We start from the raw sequence: 21540 nt of genomic DNA, 5'->3' as shown, positions 1-21540 counted from the left end.
GTTATAGCTCGGTTGGATCGTCTATCTCAAGTCGCCTGAATGGCGATCTCTCTTTTTTCCGCGCGCACGCCGTCCGCTCCTGACCAACGGAGCAGATTGCGTGACGCGGGAGAAGCGGCTTGCGCGACCCTTGTTATTCGCCCTGATTGTGGGCGCGCTGCAAGGGCTTAGCGGCTTAGTGACTTAGTGCAGCACCAGGTGGCATCTCGGGCGCATGCACCGCGACAGTCTTGCGGACCTTGGCGACATCCGCCGCGCTGACCGTCGAACCGGTGTTGCCCCAGCTAGTGCGCACGAAGTTCGTGACGTCAGCGACTTCCTGATCGTTCAGGCGCCAGCCGAAGGCCGGCATCGTGAACGAGGAGGGCGCGGTTTTCGTACCTTCGAGCGTGTTGCCGGTCAGCAGGACATGAATTAGCGAGGTCGCGTCCTTGCCTTGCACGACAGGATTGCCGCCTAGTGCCGGGAACACGCGTGTATAGCCGCGGCCGTCACTGCGGTGGCAGGCGGTGCAGTTGTCGCGGTACACGGCGGCTCCTGGCGCTGTGGCGTCGCCGGTGCGCAGAGCGTGAGCCGCCGTATCGTTGTACACGTACGGCGTTTCCTTCGGATCGGTCGACGGCAGCGTCTTCAGATAACGCGCGATTGCCGTCAGGTCGGCGTCGTTCATATGCTGCATGCTGTGCTGAACGACGTCGGTCATGCCGCCGAATGCCGCGCTGTGCTGCGTGCGTCCGGTCTTCAGGAATTGCACGATATCGGCCTCGCTCCACGAGCCGATGCCGGTGCGTGGATTCGCGCGCAGGCTCGACGGGACCCAGCCATCAATCGCTGCGCCGCCCGCGAGAAACTCCGAGCCGTCGAGATCGCTCAACGCGCGTTCCTGCATCGTCACCGCACGCGGCGTATGGCAGGCGCCGCAGTGGCCGAGGCCCTGCACGAGATAGGCACCGCGTGCGACCACCGGGTCGGCATAGTGCTTCGAATTGAACGCCATGGGATCTGGCGCGAACAGATAACGCCAGATGCCGAGCGGCCAGCGCATCGACAGCGGCCAGACGATATCGACCGCACGGTTCGTCTGGTTCACCGGCGCGACACCTTGCGTGAAGTACGCATACAGCGCATGCATGTCGTCATCGCTCAAACGTGCATACGACGGGTACGGCATCGCCGGATACAGCGTGTCGCCATTCGGCCGCACGCCAGCACGGACCGCGCGATCGAACTGCGCGAAGGTCCATGAGCCGATACCGGTGTTGCGATCGGGCGTGATGTTGGTCGAGTAGATCGCGCCGATCGGCGTGTCGAACTTCAGGCCGCCCGCGAAGGGTTTGCCCGATTGTGCGGTATGACACGCGATGCAATCACCCGCACGCGCGAGGTATTCGCCGTGCGCGATCAACGCCGCGTCGGATTGAGTTGGAGGCGTTGCGGCTTGCGCGGCGAGCGGAATGGCCAACGTAGCCGCCACGCAGAACGACGCTGCGCGCACGCGTCTGAATGCCTGACCCAGGCGTTTCACATCGATGTTTTTCTTCATACGCTCACCAGCGGGCCGGGGTTCTTCAGATACTGCTCGCGGATCGCACGCGCCGACCAGTAGGCGAGTGCGGCGACAAGGCCGGTCGGGTTGTAGCCGATGCCTTGCGGGAACGCCGACGCGCCCATCACGAACACGTTGTGCACGTCCCAGCTTTGCAGGTAGCGGTTCAACACGCTCGTCTTCGGATCGGTACCCATGATCGCGCCACCGACGAGGTGAGTCGTCTGATAGCGGCGCGAATCGAAGTGCGCGCCGAATTCGCGCGTATAGATGCCGATCGATTTCGGCCCCATCTGCTGCGCGATCTTGTGCATCTGCCCGGTCACGTATTGCGCCATCTTGATGTCGTTGTCCTTCCAGTCGAAGGTCATGCGCAACAGTGGCTGGCCGTATGAATCGCGATAAGTCGGATCGAGATCGAGGAACACGTCGCGGTACGACATGTTGGAGCCGTGCGCATCCATCGAAATCGTATGCGCATAGTGGTCCTTCACCGACTTCTTCCAGTCCACGCCCCAGTTGGGCGTGCCGGCCGGCGTCGCGATGCCGCTGATCGGTTTGGTGCCGGCCTGATTCACCCACAACGGCGAGCCGCCGACAAAGCCGAGCGGACCGTGATCGAAGTTGTCGGCATTGAAGTCGTCGACGGCGACGCCGTTGCCGCCCGCGCCGATGAACGGATTGGTGAAGGTGTCCTTGTCGAAGAACGCGGTGATCGTCGAGAGGTTCTGATACGCGAAATTGCGGCCGACCACGCCTTCGCCCGAGACCGGGTCATACGGCTTGCCGATGCCCGAGAGCAGAAGCAGGTGGACGTTGTGATACTGGAACGCCGCGACGATCACGAGATCCGCAGGCTGAAACACTTCGTTGCCCGCCGGATCGACGTACGTCACGCCCTTGGCGCGTTTTTTCGTGTCATCAAGTTCGACGCGCAGCACGTGGCAACGCGAGCGCAGTTCGAAATTCGGCGACTGCTTCAGCGCAGGCAGGATGTTCAGATTCGGCGACGCCTTCGAGTACATGTAGCACGCGTAGCCGCTGCAGAATCCGCAGAAGTTGCACGGGCCCATCTGCACGCCGTACGGGTTCGTGTACGGACCCGAGGTATTCGCCGAAGGCAGGCGGTACGGGTGCAGTCCGAGTTCGCGCGCGGCCTTGCCGAAGCGTTCGGCTGAGTAGGTGTTCAACTGCGCGGGGAGCGGGAAGTTGTCACTGCGCGGCGCGTCGAACACGTTACCGTCGCCGACCACCTTGCCGTTGACCTTATACGCCTGGCCCGAGGTGCCGAACACTTTCTCGGCGAAGTCGAAATGCGGTTCGAGTTCGTCGTAGCTGACGCCGTAATCCTGAATCGTCATGCCGTCAGGAATGAAGCGCTTGCCGTAGCGCTCTTCATAGTGGCTCTTCAGACGCAGCTCTTCCGGCGTGATGCGGAAATGCACGCCCGACCAGTGCAAGCCGGCGCCGCCGACGCCTTCGCCCGGCAGAAACGCAGCAAGCTGCCGATAAGGCAGTGCCGTTTCGCCGACGTTATGACGGATCGATACGGTGGTCTTGGAGAGATCGAGGAACAGCTTCTTGCGGACGTTGTAGGTCAGCTCGTCGATCGTGTTCGGATACGCGCCGTCCGGATAGGTGTCGCGATACTCGCCGCGTTCGAGCGCGACCACTTTGAGGCCGGCTTCGGTGAGTTCCTTCGCGAGGATCGCACCGGTCCAGCCGAAGCCGATGACGACCGCGTCGACGTGCGGTTTGGTTTGTGTGGTCATTAGCTGCGCTTTCCTTCAATCGACACGGGGCCATACGGATAGGCCTGGCCGTTCTGGTTGACGAAGTCCATGAAATCGGCGCGCGCGCCGGGGAAGCCGATCATCTTCCAGCCGCCCATGTCGCGATTGCCGCCGTGGATCGGGTCACAGAAGTAGCCTTCGCGAGTGTTTTGCAGCAACTGGCCGAAGAAGACGCCGGCCGGCACATCCGCGAGTTCGATCGAACCTTTCTCGAGCGCGGTGAGCACGGTGTCGCGAGTGGGGGCGTCGAGGGTGTCGAACGGCTTCGAGTAGGTCTTCGTGCAGTAGGCGTTGACCGAGGCGATGCCGAGCCGGTACAGATCGCGCGGCACGAGCTTCAACTGGTAGCCGAGTTCCGGCGCGCCTTGCGTGAACGGACCTTGCATGTACCAGAGCGCGCCGTGCGCATACGGCGTGTCCATTTGCCGGTCGATGAACTCGGGCACGCCAGCTTCGACCGCGCCGGGGCCTTCGCTGTCCGATGGAATCAGGCGATCGACCGCTGCGTGGATAAACGCCCATTCCTTCGCGTCGAAGAAATGCGGCTTGTAGTCGACGCCGGAGGGTTGGCCCGCGGAGGCGGCGCCGCTCGCGCCCTGAGCAGTCGTGGCGGATTGCTTGACTTCACAACCGGCGAGGGTCCCGGCGGGAACCAGCGCAACAGCCGTGCGTAAGAAGCCGCGGCGGGAGGTAAGAGGAGATTGAGCCATATTGTTCTTTATCGCGAGATTAGGGCGCGCCGTGGTGCGCACGGACGGTCGTCGGATTTGGGCGCCATAGTAAATGGAACCGGTTCCAAAGTGTCTCTACTTTTTTACAATAAGCTGTTTCGTGAAGTGATTAAATGGCGTCTTGAAAGAAATATGTCTTTCAAATCATAAGTGTTTTGCCGCGCGGAGCACTGGGAAGTTGACGCGAAAAAGCGACGCTTTTGCGCCGGCAATGGCTGTGAGCGGCCGGTCGGGTGAACGTGGTTTACCCGCGCTTACAGCACGCTGACAACGGCAAGCGGTCGCCGGTCGGGCCTGAGACGGCCATACGGGGCAGGTGAATCCCGCTATATCTTCCAGCCGTATTGCGCGAGCCTCGACGCAAGAATACTTTTCGCCTGCCGCAAACGCGCGAAAACAGACGAAGCCTACAAATTGAAAAAAATTCCGCGCTGAAGGGCTCTTTTCGACGCCTGTGCCTCGCGCCGCCGTGGGCACACATCACGACGATCATCAAGGAGACAAGCTGTGCTTCCCGCAACCATGCCGATCAACGTTGGCAATACCGCTTTCATGCTGCTGTGCGCGAGCCTCGTCATGCTGATGACGCCGGGTCTCGCGTTTTTCTACGGCGGCCTCGTCGAACGCAAGAACGTGCTGGCGATCATGATGCAGAGCTTCATCTCGCTCGCATGGACCACCGTGCTGTGGTTCGCGTTCGGCTACTCGATGTGCTTCGGCCCTAGCTGGCACGGCATCGTCGGCGATCCGACCTACTACGCGTTCCTGCGCGGCATTACGCTGCAAACCATGTACACGGGCAATGACGCGGGCATTCCGTTGGTGGTCCACGTTGCCTATCAGATGATGTTTGCGATCATCACGCCGGCGCTGATCACAGGTGCGTTCACCAACCGCGTGACGTTCAAGGCGTACTTCCTGTTTCTGACCGGCTGGCTGGTACTAGTGTATTTCCCGTTCGTGCACATGGTCTGGAGTCCGGATGGACTGTTCGCGAAGTGGGGCGTACTCGATTACGCGGGCGGCATTGTGGTCCACAACACCGCTGGATTCGCCGCGTTAGCGTCGGTGCTGTATGTGGGGCGCCGTCAGACCCTCACGCACAAGCCGCACAACGTGCCGTTGATTGCGCTCGGCACGGGCCTGCTGTGGTTCGGCTGGTACGGCTTTAACGCCGGCTCCGAGCTGCGCGTCGACGCCATCACGGCTTCGTCTTTCCTTAACACCGATGTCGCCGCTTCGTTCGCTGCCATTACGTGGCTGCTGATCGAATGGGCCAACGCACGGCAGCCGAAATTCATCGGCTTGCTGACCGGTTCGGTCGCCGGCCTCGCGACCATCACGCCCGCAGCCGGCTATGTGTCCTTGAGCACCGCCGCGATAATCGGCATTTCTGCCGGTGTGATCTGCTATTACGCCGTTGCGCTGAAAAACCGGCTCGGCCTCGACGACGCGCTTGACGTGTGGGGCGTGCATGGTGTGGGCGGTCTCGTCGGTACCGTTCTGCTCGGCGTGTTCGCGTCGAAGGCGTGGAATCCGAATGGCGCGGACGGCCTGCTGTTGGGTGGCGGCGCTTTCTTCGTCAAGCAATGTGTGGCGGTATGCGTGTCCGGCGTCTGGGCGTTCGTGTTCACGTGGGGCATGTTGTGGCTGATCAACCGCGTGACACCCGTTAAGGTGGGTGAAGCCGCCGCGCAGCACGGGCTCGATACCGAGTTGCATGGCGAAGTGGCTTATCTGGACGCGTAAGCCGATGGTCGCCTCTGTGCTAGCGTTGGGTCTTGGCTCAACGTTAAGCGCAGCATCCATGGAAAATCTCCTCAAAAAGCTCGATCTCACCTCGCTGCGCCTGTTCGTCGCCGTCTGCCAGGAGCAGAACATCGCGCGCGCGGCTGAGCGCGAGTTCATCGCGTCGTCCGCGGTGAGCCGGCGCATCGCCGAAATCGAGGCATTGATCGGCTTGCCGGTGATTCAGCGCCAGTCTCGCGGCATTACGGTGACGCCGGTCGGCGAGACCGTGCTGCGCTATGCGCTCGCGATCATCGGCAACATCGAACAGATGAGCGCTGAGTTGTCGCGCTTTTCCTCGGGGGCGAAGGGGCGGGTGCGGGTGGTGGCGAATCTCTCGTCGATCGTGCAGTTTTTGCCGGAGGACGTGGCAGCTTTTGGGCGCGCGTTCCCGGAGGTGTCGATCGAACTGGAGGAAGAGAACAGCGCCGACGTGCTGCGTATCGTCGACGAACACGGCACGGACTTTGGCATCTGCAATCCGGTGGCAGGCAGTGAAGCCTTCGAGCAGGTGCCGTATCGGGAGGACCGACTGGCGGTGCTGGTGCCGGGCGGCCATCGCCTGGCCTCCGCTTCGCGCGTGGCCTTCGACGAGTTGCTCGACGACAGCTTTGTCGGCCTGCGCAGCGAGAGTGCGCTGACGAAGCTTCTCGCGCAGCAGGCGGCCAGCACGGGGCGGCAGATCGACGTCAAGATCCGCGTCAGCAGCCTCGACGCGCTGTGCCGGATGGTCCATGCCGGCCTCGGCATCGCAATCGTGCCCGAGCAGGTGGGGCTGCTCTATGTGAATGCGCTCGACGTGCGCCTGCTGTCCTTGAGCGACACCTGGGCCGTGCGGCATCTCATCATGATCTTCAAGTCGCGCGATCAGTTAAGCGCCAGCGCGGCGGCGCTGGTCGGGTTCCTCGGCAGCAAGCCTTAGCCCGCGGGGCGCCTCGCACCATTCTCCAAACAAGACGTCTGCGTTGCTGGACCGGCACTTCGGCATTGCCTACGCGCGCCGTATAGTGGGCGCAAGGAGAATGCTCATGAGCGATACGATTCGTCTGGACGGCCGCGTGCTGTACCTGTCACAGGACCCTGCGGTGATCGAGGCGCAACTCGCCGGCGAAAATTTCACGCGCGCCACCGCCGGTGCGCTGCGCGATAACGTCTCTACCGACGAAATCACACCGGTCACCGTCATGCTCACCTATGACGAACGCCTCGGCCAGTATCCGTACGTCGGCTTCAAGGCTGGCGAGCGCATGCCGATCGGCCGCGATGCGGTCAGGAACGGCGGCTTCCAGGTGACGGTGGCGGGCAAGCGCTACGGCAAGGGGTCGTCGCGCGAATCGAGTCCGTTAGCGGAGTTGTCGGCGGGTATTCGCCTGATCGTTGCGGAGAGTTTCGAGCGTATCTATCAGCAGAACTGCGACAATATCGGCATTCTCACGACCACCGATTTCTCCGTGCTCGATCGTCTGATCGCAGGAGAGGCGGTGCCGATCGACGAGTTTCTCAAGGGGCGCGATGCCCTCACGCAGCAGATCATTCGCAGCGGCGGCTTGCTTGCGTACAGCAAGTTCGCGGACTGGCCGGCGCCGCGGGTGCGGGAGATGGCAAACCCGGCAAACGAAGCAAGCACCGCCGAACCGAAGACGCTGGTCGAGAAGATCATCGAGCGCCATCTTCATCCCGGCATTGAAAGCGCGCAGCGCGGCGACGGCGTGTTCATTGCCGCCGATTGGCGCTTCAGCCACGACTACTTCACCGGCATGTGCGCGCATCTGATGCATCGCGCGTTCGGCAAGCCTGCGCCGCTGCATGCGCCGGATCACATCATCGCGTTTCAGGATCACCTGGTGCTTGCCTCGCAAAGCATTCCGCACGTTCGCGACGGACTGTTGCCGGGCGTTGCCAATCTGATGGAAGGGCACACGTCGTTCTCGCGCGACTATCCGGTGCGCTCGCACGGCGCGCTCGACAATTCGCCGGGTTCCGAAGGCATCTGTCATGCGTTGATGGCTGAGCAGTACGCATTGCCAGGGCAGGTCGCATGCGGTACCGACTCGCACACGCCGCATTCCGGCGCGCTCGGTTGCCTCGCATTCGGTGCGGGCGCAACCGAAATCGCCAATAGCTGGGTGACGGGTTACGTGCGCTGCAAAGTGCCGGAGACCTTGCGCATTGAAATCGACGGCACGTTGCGCGACGGCGTCACCGCGAAAGACCTCGTGCTGCATCTGTTGCAGATGGACGCGATCCGCTCGGGCGGCGCGATCGGTCTCGTGTTCGAATACGGCGGCGCCGCGGTACGCGCGATGTCGATCGACGAACGCGCCACGCTGACCAACATGGTCGCGGAATTGGGCGGCTTCACGGGTATCGTCGAGCCCGACGAACGCACGGTGGCGTTCCTGAAGGAACGTCGCGGTGTCGATTTCACCCTTGAAAACTGGATGAAAAGCGATTCAGGCGCCACGTATCGCGACACGATCCGCATCGACGCCACCGCCATCGAACCGATGCTCGCGCGCCCGGGCGATCCGGGCAATGGTGTGCCGGCGCCGCAACTGGAGCAGGACATCGCGATCGATATCGCGTATGGCGGCTCGTGTACGGCGGGCAAGCGCGAAGACTTCGACTTCTATCACGAGGTATTGCGCTGGGGCGTGGAGCAGGGCATGCATGTGCCCGAGGGCACGCGTCTCTTTCTGCAATTCGGCACCATGGCCGTGCGCGCCTACTGCGAGAACCAGGGCTATTTACCGGTTTTCGAGCGTGCCGGCGTGACGCTCGTGATGCCGGGCTGCGGTTCGTGCGCGAATTGCGGACCGGGGCAGTCGGCCGATGCGAGCGAGGTGACGATCAGCGCGATCAACCGCAATTTCCCTGGCCGCTCGGGGCCGGGCAACGTGTGGCTCGCGAGCCCGTACACCGTTGCGGCGAGCGCGCTGGCCGGAAAAATCACCACCTTCGAACAATTGAAGCGCGCCCGCGGCTAGAATGCTGGCCGGACCTTGCGGCCCGGCATCGCGGTGCGTGTGACATACGAAAGTACCCAAGGCCGGCACAAGACCGGCCGCGGCGAGCATCATCGTGCATCGCCTGAATGACCTGCATCACCAGGAGACAAACAATATGACATCCCCCGATCACGCTGGGTCCGTCGCGCGCAGCGCCGGCGGCGCGGCGTCTTCCGCAAGCGCGACTGCCGCGGCGTCCGCTGCATCTACCACGCTCGACGCCGGTAGCATCTCCGCGCGCCTCGACCGGCTGCCCGCCACGCGTTCCATCTGGAAGCTGGTGGTGTTGCTGAGCCTCGGCTTCTTCTTCGAACTGTACGACCTGCTGTATTCGGGCTACGTCGCGCCTGGCCTCGTCAAAAGCGGCCTGCTGACCGCGACGACGCACGGCCTGTTCGGCTCCACCGGCGTCGCGAGTTTTATCGCGGCTCTGTTCAGCGGGCTGTTCATCGGCACGATCGCGTGTGGATTTCTGGCGGATCGCTTCGGCCGCCGCGCCGTGTTCACGTATTCGCTGCTGTGGTACACGGCGGCCAACGTCGTGATGGCGTTTCAGGAAACGGCGACGGGTTTGAACTTCTGGCGCTTCGTGGCGGGCGTCGGCATCGGCGTCGAGCTGGTGACGATCGGCACGTATATCTCGGAGCTGGTGCCCAAGCAGATTCGCGGTCGCGCTTTCGCCTGCGAGCAGGCCGTCGGTTTTACGGCCGTCCCGGTGGTGGCTTTTCTCTCTTATCTGTTGGTGCCGCGCACACTGCTCGGCCTCGACGGCTGGCGCTGGGTGGTGCTGATCGGAGCGCACGGTGCGCTGTTTGTCTGGTGGATCCGGCGCGCGTTGCCGGAAAGCCCGCGTTGGCTCGCGCAACAGGGGCGTCTCGTCGAAGCCGATCGCGTGATGAGCGAGCTTGAAGCGAAAGTACGCAGTGAATACGGCCGTGAACTGCCGCCGCCGGCGCCGCCCGCGCCGGTCGCGCCGCGTGGCAGCTTCCGCGATATGTGGGTGCCGCCGTACCGCAGCCGCACGCTGATGATGACGATCTTCAATATCTTCCAGACCGTCGGTTTTTACGGCTTTGCGAACTGGGTGCCGACGCTGCTGATCAAGCAGGGCATTACGATCACCACGAGCCTGATGTACTCGAGCGTGATCGCGTTAGCTGCGCCTATCGGTCCGATTATCGGCCTTTTTATCGGCGACCGCTTCGAACGCAAGACGGTGATCGTAGTGATGGCGGCCGTGAATATCGTGTGCGGTTTGTGGTTTAGTCAGGCGTCCGGCGCGGTGTTGTTGGTGAGTCTCGGCGTGTGTCTGACGCTCGCGGGTAACATCATTTCGTACAGCTACCATGCGTATCAGACCGAGCTTTTTCCGACCAGCATCCGCGCGCGGGCGGTGGGCTTCGTTTATTCGTGGAGCCGCTTCTCGGCGATTTTCACGGCCTTTCTGATTGCGGCGGTGTTGAAGCACTTCGGGACGGCTGGCGTGTTTGTGTTTATCGCTGGGGCGATGCTGATTGTGATGCTGGCGATTGGCTTGATGGGGCCGCGGACGAAGGGGCTTGAGTTGGAGAAGATTTCCAGGTAGACGGGGGTGGGGCACGAATGAGTGCTCCCGGCCCACAACGGTCCTTCAGTTGTGACTAGTTCGCTGAACCCTTCGGACGCGCTTCGCGTTCGAGATACCCTAGACAGAGCGACTCAAGTTGACCGCGAAGCTTGCGGATCATTGATTGCGGCAACTTCCCCTCAAGCAGCAAACGCATGGGGCCGACCAATGCCCCCGTGAACATGAAAATGGTCGTGGACATGTCGTCAAAATGCGCATCGGAAGCCGTCTTCAGCATAGCCTCCAGCGCCGCGCGGTTGCGAGCCTCCACTTCACGAACGTAGCCGCGTGAGTCGAGTTCGAGGGCAACCGCATATAGCGCACGCGATTCGTCCAGGTTCTCCGTCTTTGCTTTCACGAATGCTGCAACCACAGCCTTCACCATCGTCGACAAACACGCGTTATGCGCTGACGCAGTGGCGTCCTCGATCGCTTTCACCACTCTTTCCAGATGCCGCTGCAGCACGGCAAAAAGAAGCGCCTGCTTTTGAGGGAAGTACTGATAAAGCGTTCCGACAGATACGCCGGCTCTCTCGGCCACCCGGATAGTGGTAAGCCGCTGCAAGCCCTCAGCCAGCAAAACCTGAATAGTCGCATCGAAAATCGCGTCCACGGTAGCCTGGGAACGCGCCTGCTGCGGCTGTTTGCGGGCGTCCAGCCCCTGTCCGTTATCTGTCCGCATATGCGAATTCACAATCTGAATGATTATTCGTATTCTATCCGAACACTTTGTAGCTACGGAAACAACAACCCGAAAGAAGGAGTGCATCAATGGCTGACGTTACGCGAGCAGGTACTTTTCAACTTGGCGACCTGTCTGTTACGCGCATGGGCTACGGCGCGATGCAGCTAGCGGGTCCTCACGTTTTCGGCCCACCGAAAGACCGCGCCGCAGCGATAGCAGTGCTTCGTGCCGTTGTTGAAAGCGGAGTCACGCACATTGACACGAGCGATTTCTATGGCCCCCACGTTACCAATCAGCTTATCCGCGAGGCGCTCCATCCCTATCCCGACGCTCTCACTATTGTCACGAAGGTTGGGGCCAGCCGGGGTAGCGATGGCTCGTGGAATGTTGCGTCATCGGTGGCCGAACTGGAATCGGCGGTGCATGACAACCTTCGCAATCTCGGTCTCGATACGCTGGACGTCGTGAATTTTCGTGTGATGTTCGACGTCGCAGCACCGACTGAGGGCGACATCGAAGAGCCTTTGACGGCGCTCGCGGAGCTGCAGACGAAAGGCTTGATTCGTCACATCGGGCTGAGCAATGTGACCGCACGGCAGGTGGCACAGGGCCGCGCGATTACGCGCATTGCGTGCGTGCAGAACATGTACAACCTTGCTCATCGGAACGATGACGCGCTGATCGACAGTCTTGCGGAAGATGGCATCGCTTATGTCCCGTTTTTTCCGCTCGGCGGCTTCTCTCCGCTGCAGGCCGATGCGCTGAGCCACGCTGCAGACCAATGTGAAGCGACACCGATGCAGGTAGCGCTTGCATGGTTGTTACAGCGCTCGCCGAACATCCTCCTGATACCCGGTACCTCGTCAGTCGAGCATCTGAAGCAGAACATTAAAAGCGTCAACCTTCACTTGCCAGAGGATGTTCTGTCGTCGTTGGACAAAATCGGTTCCGGGAAGACGCAAGACTAGGTCGGTCGTGTCAGCTGCTTCGGCTGCCGGTTTGACCTTTGATCTGCGCGGTGCAATCGGCGCGGTAACCGCTAGAAGCTAGAATTGCGGTTTTACCCCGGAATACGCCAATGTCTTTTGCCTCGCTTGGCCTGATCGATCCCTTGCTGCGTAATCTGCAGGGCCTCAATTACCAGACACCTACGCCGGTGCAGGCCAAGGCGATTCCTGCTGTGCTCAGTGGCAAGGACGTCATGGCTGCGGCACAGACCGGCACTGGTAAAACGGCGGGTTTTGCGCTGCCGCTGTTGCAACGGCTGGTGCAACACGGCCCGGCGGTGTCCAGCAACCGCGCGCGCGTTCTGGTGCTGGTGCCCACCCGTGAACTGGCCGAACAGGTGCTGCAAAGCTTTATCGTTTACGGCAAAGGCCTCGACTTACGATTTCTGGCCGCCTACGGCGGTGTGAGTATCAACCCGCAGATGATGAAGTTGCGCAAAGGCGTGGATGTGCTCGTTGCCACGCCGGGCCGTTTGCTGGATCTCCATCGCCAGAACGCAGTGCAGTTTGATCAAGTACAAACGCTGGTGCTGGATGAAGCCGACCGCATGCTGGACCTCGGCTTTGCGCGCGAACTCAACGCCGTCTTTGCTGCCTTGCCCGCTCAGCGCCAGACTCTGCTCTTCTCTGCCACGTTTACCGATGATATCCGCGCCATGGCGGCGGGCATTCTGCGCGGCCCGGTCAATATCAGCGTCAGCCCGCCCAATGCCACGGCCAGCAAGATCAAGCAGTGGGTGGTGACGGTGGATAAAAAGAACAAGCCAGATCTCTTCATGCACCTTGTGGCTGAGAACAACTGGGAGCACGCGCTGGTGTTCGTCAAAACCCGCATTGGCGTGGATTACCTGGCGGCCATGCTGGATGACGCGGGCTATGCGGTCGACACCATCCACGGTGACAAACCGCAACCCGCGCGCCTGCGTGCGCTGGAGCGCTTCAAGACGGGCGAAGTCCAAATGCTGGTCGCCACCGACGTGGCGGCGCGCGGGCTGGATATCGACGACCTGCCGCTGGTGATCAACGTTGATCTGCCGATCGTGGCGCAAGACTATGTGCACCGGATTGGCCGTACCGGCCGCGCGGGCGCGAGTGGCGTGGCTGTGTCCCTTGTGTGTGCCGATGAAGCGCCTCAACTGGCCGCGATTGAAGCGCTGATCCGGCAAACACTGCGCCGTGAAGAAGAGCCGGGTTTTGAAGCCGAACACCGCGTGCCGCAAACTAGCGCGACAGGCGAGATCATCAAGAAACCCAAAAAGCCCAAGAAGCCGAAAGTGCCGCAAGCGGCGTCGGGCGCCATGCAGGTGCCCAGCAATAAACCGCGCCCACAAAGTGGCGAAAACAAACGCAAGCCTGCGACGCAGCGCACTGTGGCCGCGGGCCAAGGCTCAAGCTTCTCCAGCGGTAGCCCATTCAGCGTGCAAAAGCCACGCAGCAAACCCGCCAGCAAGCCAGCTGCGGGTTCACCTAAAGCGGCTGGCAAACCGGCCGGTGGCCGCGGCAAACGCTAACCCTGATCTGTGGGGATGAGGACGACGCGGTATTAGACCTTCAATGCATCCGTGTCGCCCGGACTTTGCGCCGGCGCCACCATTGCCATAGTCCCGTCGCCGCCATCGCGACGGCGGCCGGCACGGTGCCTGGCGCGCGCAATCAGCGACGAGGAATCGCCGCCTCGGTAATTCTCGGATGGGGCGCGCTAGCCGGTGCGATGTTCTGTGCCGCATGGGCCCTCGCGACACACTCAGCATTCACCTTTGACCCGTCACTGCGGTATATCGGCAGCCCCTGCTGTATCTCGCGGTCGCAGCGTCGTGCGGCGGCACCTCGCTTGCGACACTGGCCGCGAAGCTGGCGCGCTATGCGGACTTCGAACAGCGATTCGAATCGCGCTACGGCAAAGTGGTCGTGTTTGCGCCTTACGGCTACGACGCGATGATGTGGCTCGCCGATGCGATGCGTCGCGCGCATTCAGTCGATCCGCATGTCTAATCTGCCTGCGCTGGAAACCGCTAACTATACCGGCGTGATTGGCACGATTCGTTTCAACCCGCAAGTTTCCCCTCTCTTTGAGGCCGAAAGCGTCAAAGAATCATCTAGAGCGTAAGCCTGCTGCACGACGGATTCAGGCATGCAATAAGTCTTGCATTAATCGGTAAGGATTCTATTTATTAATTCTTAATAGAACATGATACCGTTGCGCAGGTGTGCACTGCTGGATAAGCTGCGCCGCCGACCTCCTGGTCTGGAAGTCGGAACATCCTGGTATCGGGAGTCAGAATTTGCGATGAGAGATTTTTCTCGCTATATACGGCTTGAATAATTTCGGCATTGTCCGGGTCGGCACGCTAAAAGCACATAATTCTGCATTGGTCATGTCATGCTCACAGCAACAAACGAAATATCGAATCCAGCTTCCACACTGGGTAGCAAGATACGCTCGCTGCGACTGCGGCTGAAACGCACTCTCGAAGAAACGGCAACGGGGGCGGGTATTTCGAAGCCCTTCCTCTCGCAAGTCGAGCGAGGTCTGGCATCTCCTTCTATCACTTCGCTAACAGGCATTGCAAACGCCCTCGGCGTAACTGTGCGGTATTTCGTCGAACGGCCCAGCGAAGAGCGCTCGGTCTGTCGTGGTGACCAGGTGAGTTTTTTTGGTTTTGCAGACTCGGCGAATCGGTTTGCACGGTTGACAAACTTGAGAGGCGGGTGTCAGTTAGATCCGATTCTTGTGAAGATGCCTCCCGGGCAAAAGCGTACCGAAGTCGCAACGCATGCATCTGAGGAGTGCTTGTACGTCATTGCCGGCGAAGTGTTGCTGACATTGGAGGGCGAAACGTTCGTATTGAAGGCCGGAGACAGTGCGCATTACGAATCGAAGGTGCCGCACAGTTGGGAAAATACAGCACAGATTGAATCTGTCTTTCTTTGGGTCGGGACGCCCAGGCTCCTTTGAATAGCAGCGCAACTGTCAATTGGTTTCGGAAAGCGAAAGCGCTGCTGAGCGGCTCTTCCAATATTGCCTTCGCACGAGGGTATCGTCCCGCCAGGAGTCAGTCGCCTGGCGGGGGAAACGCGTACAGTGATCTATATCTTCGGTCGTCCGGCGAGGCATAGCCGGAGCTGTTCGCGCGCCTGCAGGCCGTCGTGGTAGAACGTGTCGATTACCTGCTTGCCATCCACGGACACTTTGAACGTCATATCATTCTTGGTCATCCCTTGCAGCAGCGCCTCGGCAGTGGGGATGCCGAACGAGACGGCACCAAGCTTGCCCTGCGCCACGGCGTAATTGAAGACGTTCACGGTTTGCGGATTGCCATCGCCTTGATCCAGCGTGACTTTGATGTGCGCGACTGTCGAGGGCTTGGGGATATCCAGGCCCATCAAGGTGAGCATCGCCCCTTTGTAGGAACTGCCCGGTCCCGACAGTTGGACGGCACCCTTGAGGTTCTGGAAAAGCGCCACGCACTTTTGTCCCGAGCTGGGCTGCTGGGTGTCGTGGAAGTAGCTCCAATAACCCGTTCGAAGCTTCCTGAATTCAGGGTCCTGCGCCGTTTTGTTCATATCCTCCAACAGATATATCTGGCTTGTGGCGAGGCTGCCCATCGCCTTCGCAAGCCCGGCAGCAGCATCCGCTTGCGGATCCGCGGCGCGGCCCGGTTGTGATTGCTGTTGGGATTGTGCGTCCTGGACGCACATGGGCACGGGTGCGACGCCGGGAGAGCCACCCGCCATGCCGATCTGGCGTTCGCCTGGCCCAGGGCCAGTCGGACACACAAAGCTCCCGCCGAAAGCGGCCGACGATATACCGAACGATATGGCCAAGGCGCCCAATATTTTGCGATTCATTCCAGCAATCCGTAGTTGTTGATGGCGTTGCGAGTATAGCGGGCTGACCTGCTTCAGCAGCCCAGCCGTCAAGTCGCGCAGTGCTTGCGCGTTCAGGGCGTTGAGGTCAGGCGGTATGAGCGTCAGAGGCTGCATTGAGCCGCTGAGCCCTGGGCTTCGTGAAGAATCCATTTCGCAAATGCCTGTAGTGGGGCTTCACTCAACTCGATTGGCTCAGGAAGAACAAGGCAGAAGTTTTTGGTAATCGCTTTGCCGTCCGGCCAAGGCGCTACCAGGCGGCCTTGCTCAAGTTCTGCCCCGATGTAAAGACGCGGCACCAATGCAACACCCAAGCCCGCTAGCGCCGCCTCGATCAGCATGGAATGGAGATCGTAACGTGCGCCAACCGCCGAATTGGTCAGCACGATGCCGGCCTCTTGTGCATAAACCTGCCACGCGTCCGGGTTTTGTCGCCTGTGAAGGCGTGGGAGTTCGTCTAGCGATATGTTCGCATCGGCGTCTGCGAGGAGCGCGGGACTACAGACGGGAACAAGCACCTCCTCTAGCAGGCGATGTAGATGCATACCCGCCCATGCTGGATGCTCAAAATGGATTGCTGCGTCAAAACCGCTACCCGCAAGGATGAAGGGTTCCATACGTTCGGCGATATGCACCGTGATGTTCGGATGTTTATTTTGAAAGCGTTTCAGCCGAGGGATAAGCCAACGGGTGGCGAAGGTCGGAATCGCGGCGATATCAATGCTCGCGCCTTCGATGGGCTGCCCCATCAGATATAGGCTGTCCCGTTCCAGTCGATCCAGAATCTCGCGAACCTGCACAGCGTATCGCGTGCCGTTGGGAGCAAGCCGTACCCGATTTCCAACGCGCTCGAACAGCGCGACACCCAAAAATGCTTCCAGTCGACCGATCTGACGACTGACGGCGCCTTCGGTCAGCGCTAGTTCTTCAGCCGCGCGGGCGAAGCTGCCGTGTCGAGCCGCGGCCTCAAAAGCCTGGAGCGCGGAATTGCTTGGGATCTTACGTCGCATTGGGTCTCGCCGATTGTTATGCGTTCAATGTCAGCTTGAGTAAATATCACTGAAGGCTGACTTTATATCGTTATATACGCCGAAAATCTCAGATTAGCATTACGTTACCGCAATGAACATGGATCGTTTGCAGCAATCTGCTTACGCGCCACGAAGGATAATCTGATGATCTACACCGTGGAATGCAGCTTCGCCGATCTAAGCAGCGAAGCCGAATGGAACGACTTCTACAGCCTTGAGAAACTGCCCGCCCTTATCTCGGTTACCGGCTTTCACACGTCACAGCGCTTCAAGTCGTTAAGCGATGGTTGCCCGGCCTACCTTGCCGTCCACACGATCGACGGTCTCGATGTCCTGACGGGAGAGGAATATCGCCAGAAAGGCGGCGGCAATTTTGCAAGGTGGCAGCAACACATCGCCGACTGGCACCGAAATCTCTACAGCGATATTGGCCTTGCGCCGGCGGTCAATGCAGACGAACTCCTCGTGTTTTGTGCAAACGGCCCCGAACCGCTGATCCAAATGGGCCTCACACCGTTGGCCATGCGAGCAGTTGCGCTGGAGAAGTTTCCGGAACACCGTTGGCTCGCAAAACTGCTTCGGCGAAACGCGCAGCTTGTCGGGAGCATGCCCGAAGGTGTCCACCTCTACTCGCCGATGACGGAACAACTGACACGCTCCTCCACCGTTTCGACCGGACAGGAAAAATAGGTCCGCGATGCCCAATGTGACTATCTACATCCCTACCGGGCACATGCCGTCTGATGAGAGGCTTGCCAATCTTTCCTGCGACTGCGTCAAACTCTGTACTGGTGTCCTTGAAGCGGCACTCGAAAACGTTCATGTCATCTATGTCGAAGTTCGGCATGGGCACGGACATCCCGTCTTCGCGGAAGTCCAATATCGCCTTGAGACATTTCGCACGCCTCCGGTGATGAACCAGTTCATGGAAGCCCTGGACGACGCCATCGAGTGCTGCACGGGTCTCACAGCGCGCATCCGTTGTTTTGGTTATGCCGCGTCGAACATTCACGCCCGAAATTAGGAAGTCTTCCGGAGAAGAATTGTGTCCACCATTACCTTTCCAAGTCAGCGAGCCGGGGATTTCACGATCACCGCAATCAGCGACGGCTACCTCACTGCTAGTCTGGACTTCCTCTCGAATATCGACCCTTCCGAAGCCTCCAGAATACAAAGTGACGCAGGGCAGAAGGAGCCTTCCGCCGTGCATATCAACTGCTATGTAGTACGCGGAGCGGGCCGCACGATTCTCATCGACGGTGGGGCTGGAGGCATCAAGCAATGGGGCGGTCGCCTGAGAACCAATTTATCGCTTGCTGGCGTCGAACTATCCGAGATCGACACAATCCTGCTCACGCACGCCCATCCCGACCATGTCGGAGGGCTAGTTGACGCGGCCGGACAAATTACCTTTCCGAATGCGGAGCTAGTTGCCCATCATCGAGAGGTCGAATTTTGGCAGGATGACGGAAATCTAAGTCGTGCCAGCGAGCGTGCCCGCGGTAACTTCCTGATAGCGCGCCAAGTGTTCGACGGCTACCGCGACAAGCTCCGTACTTTCGATGAGGGGGAAGTGCTTCCCGGTATCAGAGCGATGCCACTACCGGGACACACAGATGGACACTCCGGATATCTGCTCGAATCCCGCGATCAGAGCCTGCTTGTCTGGGGAGATATTGTTCATTTTCCTCACATCCAGATTGAACGGCCAGACGTATCGATTGCATTCGATCAAGACCCTTCCCTGGCAGTCACCACACGATCACGGCTTCTGGACCTGGTCAGTTCGGAGAGACTGTTGATTGCCGGTATGCATTTGGGGGAACTCGGCTTCGCGCGAATAAAGCGAACAGGCGGGAGCTACGGCCTGCTTTACGAGACCGAAGCATGAGGCCGCGAACAGAAGCAACCACATCTGATACCACTCCGGCATTCTGCACTGGAGCAACTACGCACACTCCGTTGCGGTGACAACGGCCTTGGCCGCTTCGTGCTTTATAGGGGACATCCGGTTGCACTAACGGGGCAGCCGCTTCGGCCGAAAAAGGAGCGTTTGTCTCTCTCGATCGGATGATCGGTTACAGGGGCAAGCCGACGCATAAGCGTCCGACCGACAACGCATGTTAAAGGCGGCTCATGGCTGCACTGTGAGGGATGACGATCGGCTCAGGCCGACCCGATTCGGTCCTTCGACCCGGCGCGACCTCAACGGCGGCTTCCACGGTTCAGCGGTCATTCACGCCTTCCCCGTTCTAGTCATTCCGCAATGCCCGCTTTCGTGCATTGATCAATTTGAAGAATGGATTAGGTGTCCAGGTGGATCACATTTACTCGACTTCATAACTAAAGCAGGGCAGTTTTAAATCCACATTTATATATTGGCCCTTGGTCAATGTGCATGAGCGGAATTCATATTCGCCATTATTGTCGCGAATTTGACCCTCAAAATCACCCCACAGATACTGGATTCCATGCGGCGCCGCGCACCCCGCCTTACGACATGGGCACCATCGTGGGCAAATGATGTTTCACGCACCTGGACAGGATAATGAAATCCACTAATACGCCAAGAAATCACGTGTTGGAAAAATTCAGATTTTACGCGGTATTGACGCAAAGCAGATTGAAACGCTTACCGACACTCCTGGTCTCGTCCAGTGTTGCTGTAATGCTGGGGGGATGCGGTGGTAGCGGCCCGTCGACCACGCCGACTATCACCATGACTGATGCCGGCGCGGTGCAGGGCGCCACGGCCAAGGGCGTCATTGCTTACAAGGGCATCCCCTTTGCGGCTCCGCCGGTCGGCAACCTACGCTGGCAACCACCTCAACCTGTGGCGGCCTGGAACGGCGTGCTCCAGGCCACGTCATTTGTTCACGACTGCATGCAGCCTGTCGACCCGGCGGTTACGCCGCTGGCCACGACGCCGTCCGAAGATTGCCTGTATCTCAACATCTGGCGTCCCACCAGCAGTTCCGGGTCCTCGTCAAACACCAAGTTACCGGTCATGGTCTGGATCTACGGCGGTGGATACGTCGTAGGCGGCACATCCATGCCCGAATATGACGGCACGCAATTTGCCAAGCAAGGCGTCATCCTCGTCACTTTAAATTATCGTGTCGGCCGCTTCGGTTTCTTTGGCCATCCCGCGCTCACCGCGGCCGCAGCGCAGTCCGGCCAGGTGTTGGGCAATTACGGCTACATGGATCAAATCGCCGCGTTGAAGTGGGTGCAGCGCAACATCGCCAATTTTGGTGGCGACCCCGGAAACGTCACGCTTTTCGGCGAATCGGCCGGCGGTGAGTCGATCCATAATCTTTTGACGTCACCATCGGCCGCAGGATTATTCCAGAAGGCAATTAACGAGTCTGGCAATGGACGCGTAAATCAATATTACGGGCGTTCCCTTACACGTAACTCAAAAACCGTCGGCGCCTCCGCCGAAGAACAGGGTACCGTATTCGCTCAGGAATTCGGTATCAATGGCGCCGACACGAACGCGCTGCAAGCGCTGCGCGCGCTGTCCGCAGATCAAGTCGTCAATGGACTCGACATTACGACGTTGAATACTCCGCAAAATGTCGCTACCTTTTCGGGCGGCGCGATCGTCGATGGCAAATTGGTGCTCGATGAACCCGAAAATCTATACAACAGTGGGCAATTCGCCAAAGTGCCTCTCATGCTCGGGGTAAACAATGCCGACCTCGGCTTTTCTACTCCCGGTATTACGACGAAAGACCAGGCGTACGCGATCTTTGGCGCTCAAAATGTAGCCGCAGCAAGCGCGGCATTTGATCCCACGGGCACGGCCACCGTCGCCGCCGTCGAAAGCCAGATCTCCCGTGTAATTACGATGGACGAGCCCGCGCGTTTTGTTGCACGAAACTTCACCTCCCGAGGCGCCCCCACCTACTTGTATCGCTTTTCGTACGTTGCACAATCAGTGCAAAACACGGTCAGCGGCGCAGTGCATGCTGCCGAGGTACCGTATGTCTTCGACACCCTTGCGTCACAGTACGGCAACGCGGTCACGAGTCAGGACGAGCAGGTCGCCCAACGCATGAATGCGTATTGGGCGGCGTTTGCCAAAACGGGAAATCCATCTGACGCGGGCGTCACCAACTGGCCGGTGTACAGCATCACGCTCGACAATCAGATCGAGTTTACCGCGGCCGGTACGGTGCAAGTGGATCAACCAAATCCGGTGAAAGCACAAATCGATCTTGTTCAGCCACTTAACGACGCAAACCTGACGGTTAACCGCCAATACCAGTAAGCACGCGAGATTAAGATCCATACCTGTTTAATGGTACTAAGGGAAGAGTGTCAGGACTATTTCGAATGGAGGGAATCGGTATTGGATGACGCTTTGGCTGACCAAGTCGGCCAGCGTCATCCAAGGCGGTGCAAATAGTCGATATGCACCTCGCTATAGAATTCGTATCGAGCCTCGATTTTGCAGTTGGCATCTTTGAGCG

At 59.8% G+C, this 21540-nt stretch carries 17 protein-coding genes and 1 pseudogene; 12 read left to right on the top strand and 6 right to left on the bottom strand.

The annotated features are described in order from the left end of the window. Positions 1-175 precede the first annotated feature (175 nt). The 3 genes from M0D68_RS15605 to M0D68_RS15595 are packed head-to-tail and all read right to left on the bottom strand — an operon-like array spanning position 176 to position 4049. A complete protein-coding gene (locus tag M0D68_RS15605; RefSeq protein ID WP_266224756.1) occupies positions 176-1543 on the bottom strand; it encodes a cytochrome c in 1368 nt (455 codons plus the stop codon). Beyond that, positions 1540-3318 carry a GMC family oxidoreductase gene (locus M0D68_RS15600; RefSeq protein WP_211700523.1) on the bottom strand — a complete coding sequence of 593 codons (1779 nt, stop codon included), beginning with the start codon at positions 3316-3318 and terminating at the stop codon, positions 1540-1542. The genes M0D68_RS15605 and M0D68_RS15600 overlap by 4 nt, the downstream gene beginning before the upstream one ends. Beyond that, positions 3318-4049, bottom strand: a complete 732-nt coding sequence (locus M0D68_RS15595) for a gluconate 2-dehydrogenase subunit 3 family protein (protein WP_200618346.1) — start codon at positions 4047-4049, stop codon at positions 3318-3320. Before M0D68_RS15595 ends, M0D68_RS15600 begins: the two co-directional genes overlap by 1 nt. A gap of 528 nt (positions 4050-4577) precedes the next feature. Between M0D68_RS15595 and M0D68_RS15590 the strand changes: the two genes are divergently transcribed. The 4 genes from M0D68_RS15590 to M0D68_RS15575 all read left to right on the top strand — a co-directional run bounded on the left by M0D68_RS15590 (position 4578) and on the right by M0D68_RS15575 (position 10451). Further along, on the top strand, positions 4578-5819 hold the full coding sequence (locus M0D68_RS15590) for an ammonium transporter (protein ID WP_200562106.1): 1242 nt from the start codon (positions 4578-4580) through the stop codon (positions 5817-5819). A 58-nt stretch (positions 5820-5877) separates the two neighbouring features. Further along, positions 5878-6780, top strand: coding sequence for a LysR family transcriptional regulator (locus tag M0D68_RS15585; RefSeq protein WP_266224754.1), 903 nt, complete (start codon positions 5878-5880; stop codon positions 6778-6780). Between the two features lie 106 nt (positions 6781-6886). Continuing rightward, on the top strand, positions 6887-8845 hold the full coding sequence (locus tag M0D68_RS15580; protein WP_093637958.1) for an aconitase family protein: 1959 nt from the start codon (positions 6887-6889) through the stop codon (positions 8843-8845). Between the two features lie 136 nt (positions 8846-8981). Then, entirely contained in the window at positions 8982-10451 is a 1470-nt protein-coding gene (locus M0D68_RS15575) for an MFS transporter (RefSeq protein WP_266224753.1), read from the top strand. A gap of 55 nt (positions 10452-10506) precedes the next feature. On the opposite strand, the gene M0D68_RS15570 is transcribed toward M0D68_RS15575, so the two are convergent. Further along, complete coding sequence (locus tag M0D68_RS15570; protein ID WP_244863968.1) at positions 10507-11085, bottom strand: TetR/AcrR family transcriptional regulator; 579 nt, start codon at positions 11083-11085, stop codon at positions 10507-10509. Between the two features lie 158 nt (positions 11086-11243). Here M0D68_RS15570 and M0D68_RS15565 point away from each other — a divergent pair, with 158 nt between their 5' ends. From M0D68_RS15565 to M0D68_RS15550, 4 genes and pseudogenes are all read left to right on the top strand, one after another. Beyond that, the gene (locus M0D68_RS15565; RefSeq protein WP_256456647.1) at positions 11244-12125 is read left to right on the top strand and encodes an aldo/keto reductase family oxidoreductase; all 882 of its coding nucleotides are present in this window, start codon (positions 11244-11246) and stop codon (positions 12123-12125) included. 110 nt (positions 12126-12235) lie between these two features. Continuing rightward, positions 12236-13675 carry a DEAD/DEAH box helicase gene (locus tag M0D68_RS15560; RefSeq protein WP_266224751.1) on the top strand — a complete coding sequence of 480 codons (1440 nt, stop codon included), beginning with the start codon at positions 12236-12238 and terminating at the stop codon, positions 13673-13675. A gap of 334 nt (positions 13676-14009) precedes the next feature. Beyond that, positions 14010-14220, top strand: a pseudogene (locus tag M0D68_RS15555) (ABC transporter substrate-binding protein); the annotation flags it as partial. A gap of 324 nt (positions 14221-14544) precedes the next feature. After that, positions 14545-15120, top strand: a complete 576-nt coding sequence (locus M0D68_RS15550; protein ID WP_200652883.1) for a helix-turn-helix domain-containing protein — start codon at positions 14545-14547, stop codon at positions 15118-15120. A 131-nt stretch (positions 15121-15251) separates the two neighbouring features. On the opposite strand, the gene M0D68_RS15545 is transcribed toward M0D68_RS15550, so the two are convergent. Further along, complete coding sequence (locus M0D68_RS15545) at positions 15252-16148, bottom strand: hypothetical protein (protein ID WP_256456645.1); 897 nt, start codon at positions 16146-16148, stop codon at positions 15252-15254. Next, positions 16136-17041 carry a LysR substrate-binding domain-containing protein gene (locus tag M0D68_RS15540; protein ID WP_256456644.1) on the bottom strand — a complete coding sequence of 302 codons (906 nt, stop codon included), beginning with the start codon at positions 17039-17041 and terminating at the stop codon, positions 16136-16138. Before M0D68_RS15540 ends, M0D68_RS15545 begins: the two co-directional genes overlap by 13 nt. 165 nt (positions 17042-17206) lie before the next feature. Here M0D68_RS15540 and M0D68_RS15535 point away from each other — a divergent pair, with 165 nt between their 5' ends. From M0D68_RS15535 to M0D68_RS15520, 4 genes are all read left to right on the top strand, one after another. Continuing rightward, positions 17207-17752: a sugar ABC transporter gene (locus tag M0D68_RS15535; RefSeq protein ID WP_256456643.1), complete on the top strand. Its 546-nt coding sequence runs from the start codon at positions 17207-17209 to the stop codon at positions 17750-17752. Between the two features lie 7 nt (positions 17753-17759). Next, positions 17760-18086: a hypothetical protein gene (locus tag M0D68_RS15530; RefSeq protein WP_200652885.1), complete on the top strand. Its 327-nt coding sequence runs from the start codon at positions 17760-17762 to the stop codon at positions 18084-18086. A gap of 21 nt (positions 18087-18107) precedes the next feature. After that, positions 18108-18953 (top strand): MBL fold metallo-hydrolase, encoded by an 846-nt coding sequence (locus tag M0D68_RS15525; RefSeq protein WP_093647098.1) that lies wholly within the window; start codon positions 18108-18110, stop codon positions 18951-18953. A 657-nt stretch (positions 18954-19610) separates the two neighbouring features. After that, positions 19611-21338, top strand: coding sequence for a carboxylesterase/lipase family protein (locus tag M0D68_RS15520; RefSeq protein WP_256456641.1), 1728 nt, complete (start codon positions 19611-19613; stop codon positions 21336-21338). Positions 21339-21540: the final 202 nt, after the last annotated feature.

The organism is Paraburkholderia sp. SEWSISQ10-3 4 (assembly GCF_030464785.1).
GTDB lineage: Bacteria > Pseudomonadota > Gammaproteobacteria > Burkholderiales > Burkholderiaceae > Paraburkholderia > Paraburkholderia aspalathi.
The sequence above is the reverse complement of the archived record's forward strand: the minus strand, read 5'-3'. Positions and strand labels throughout refer to the sequence as shown.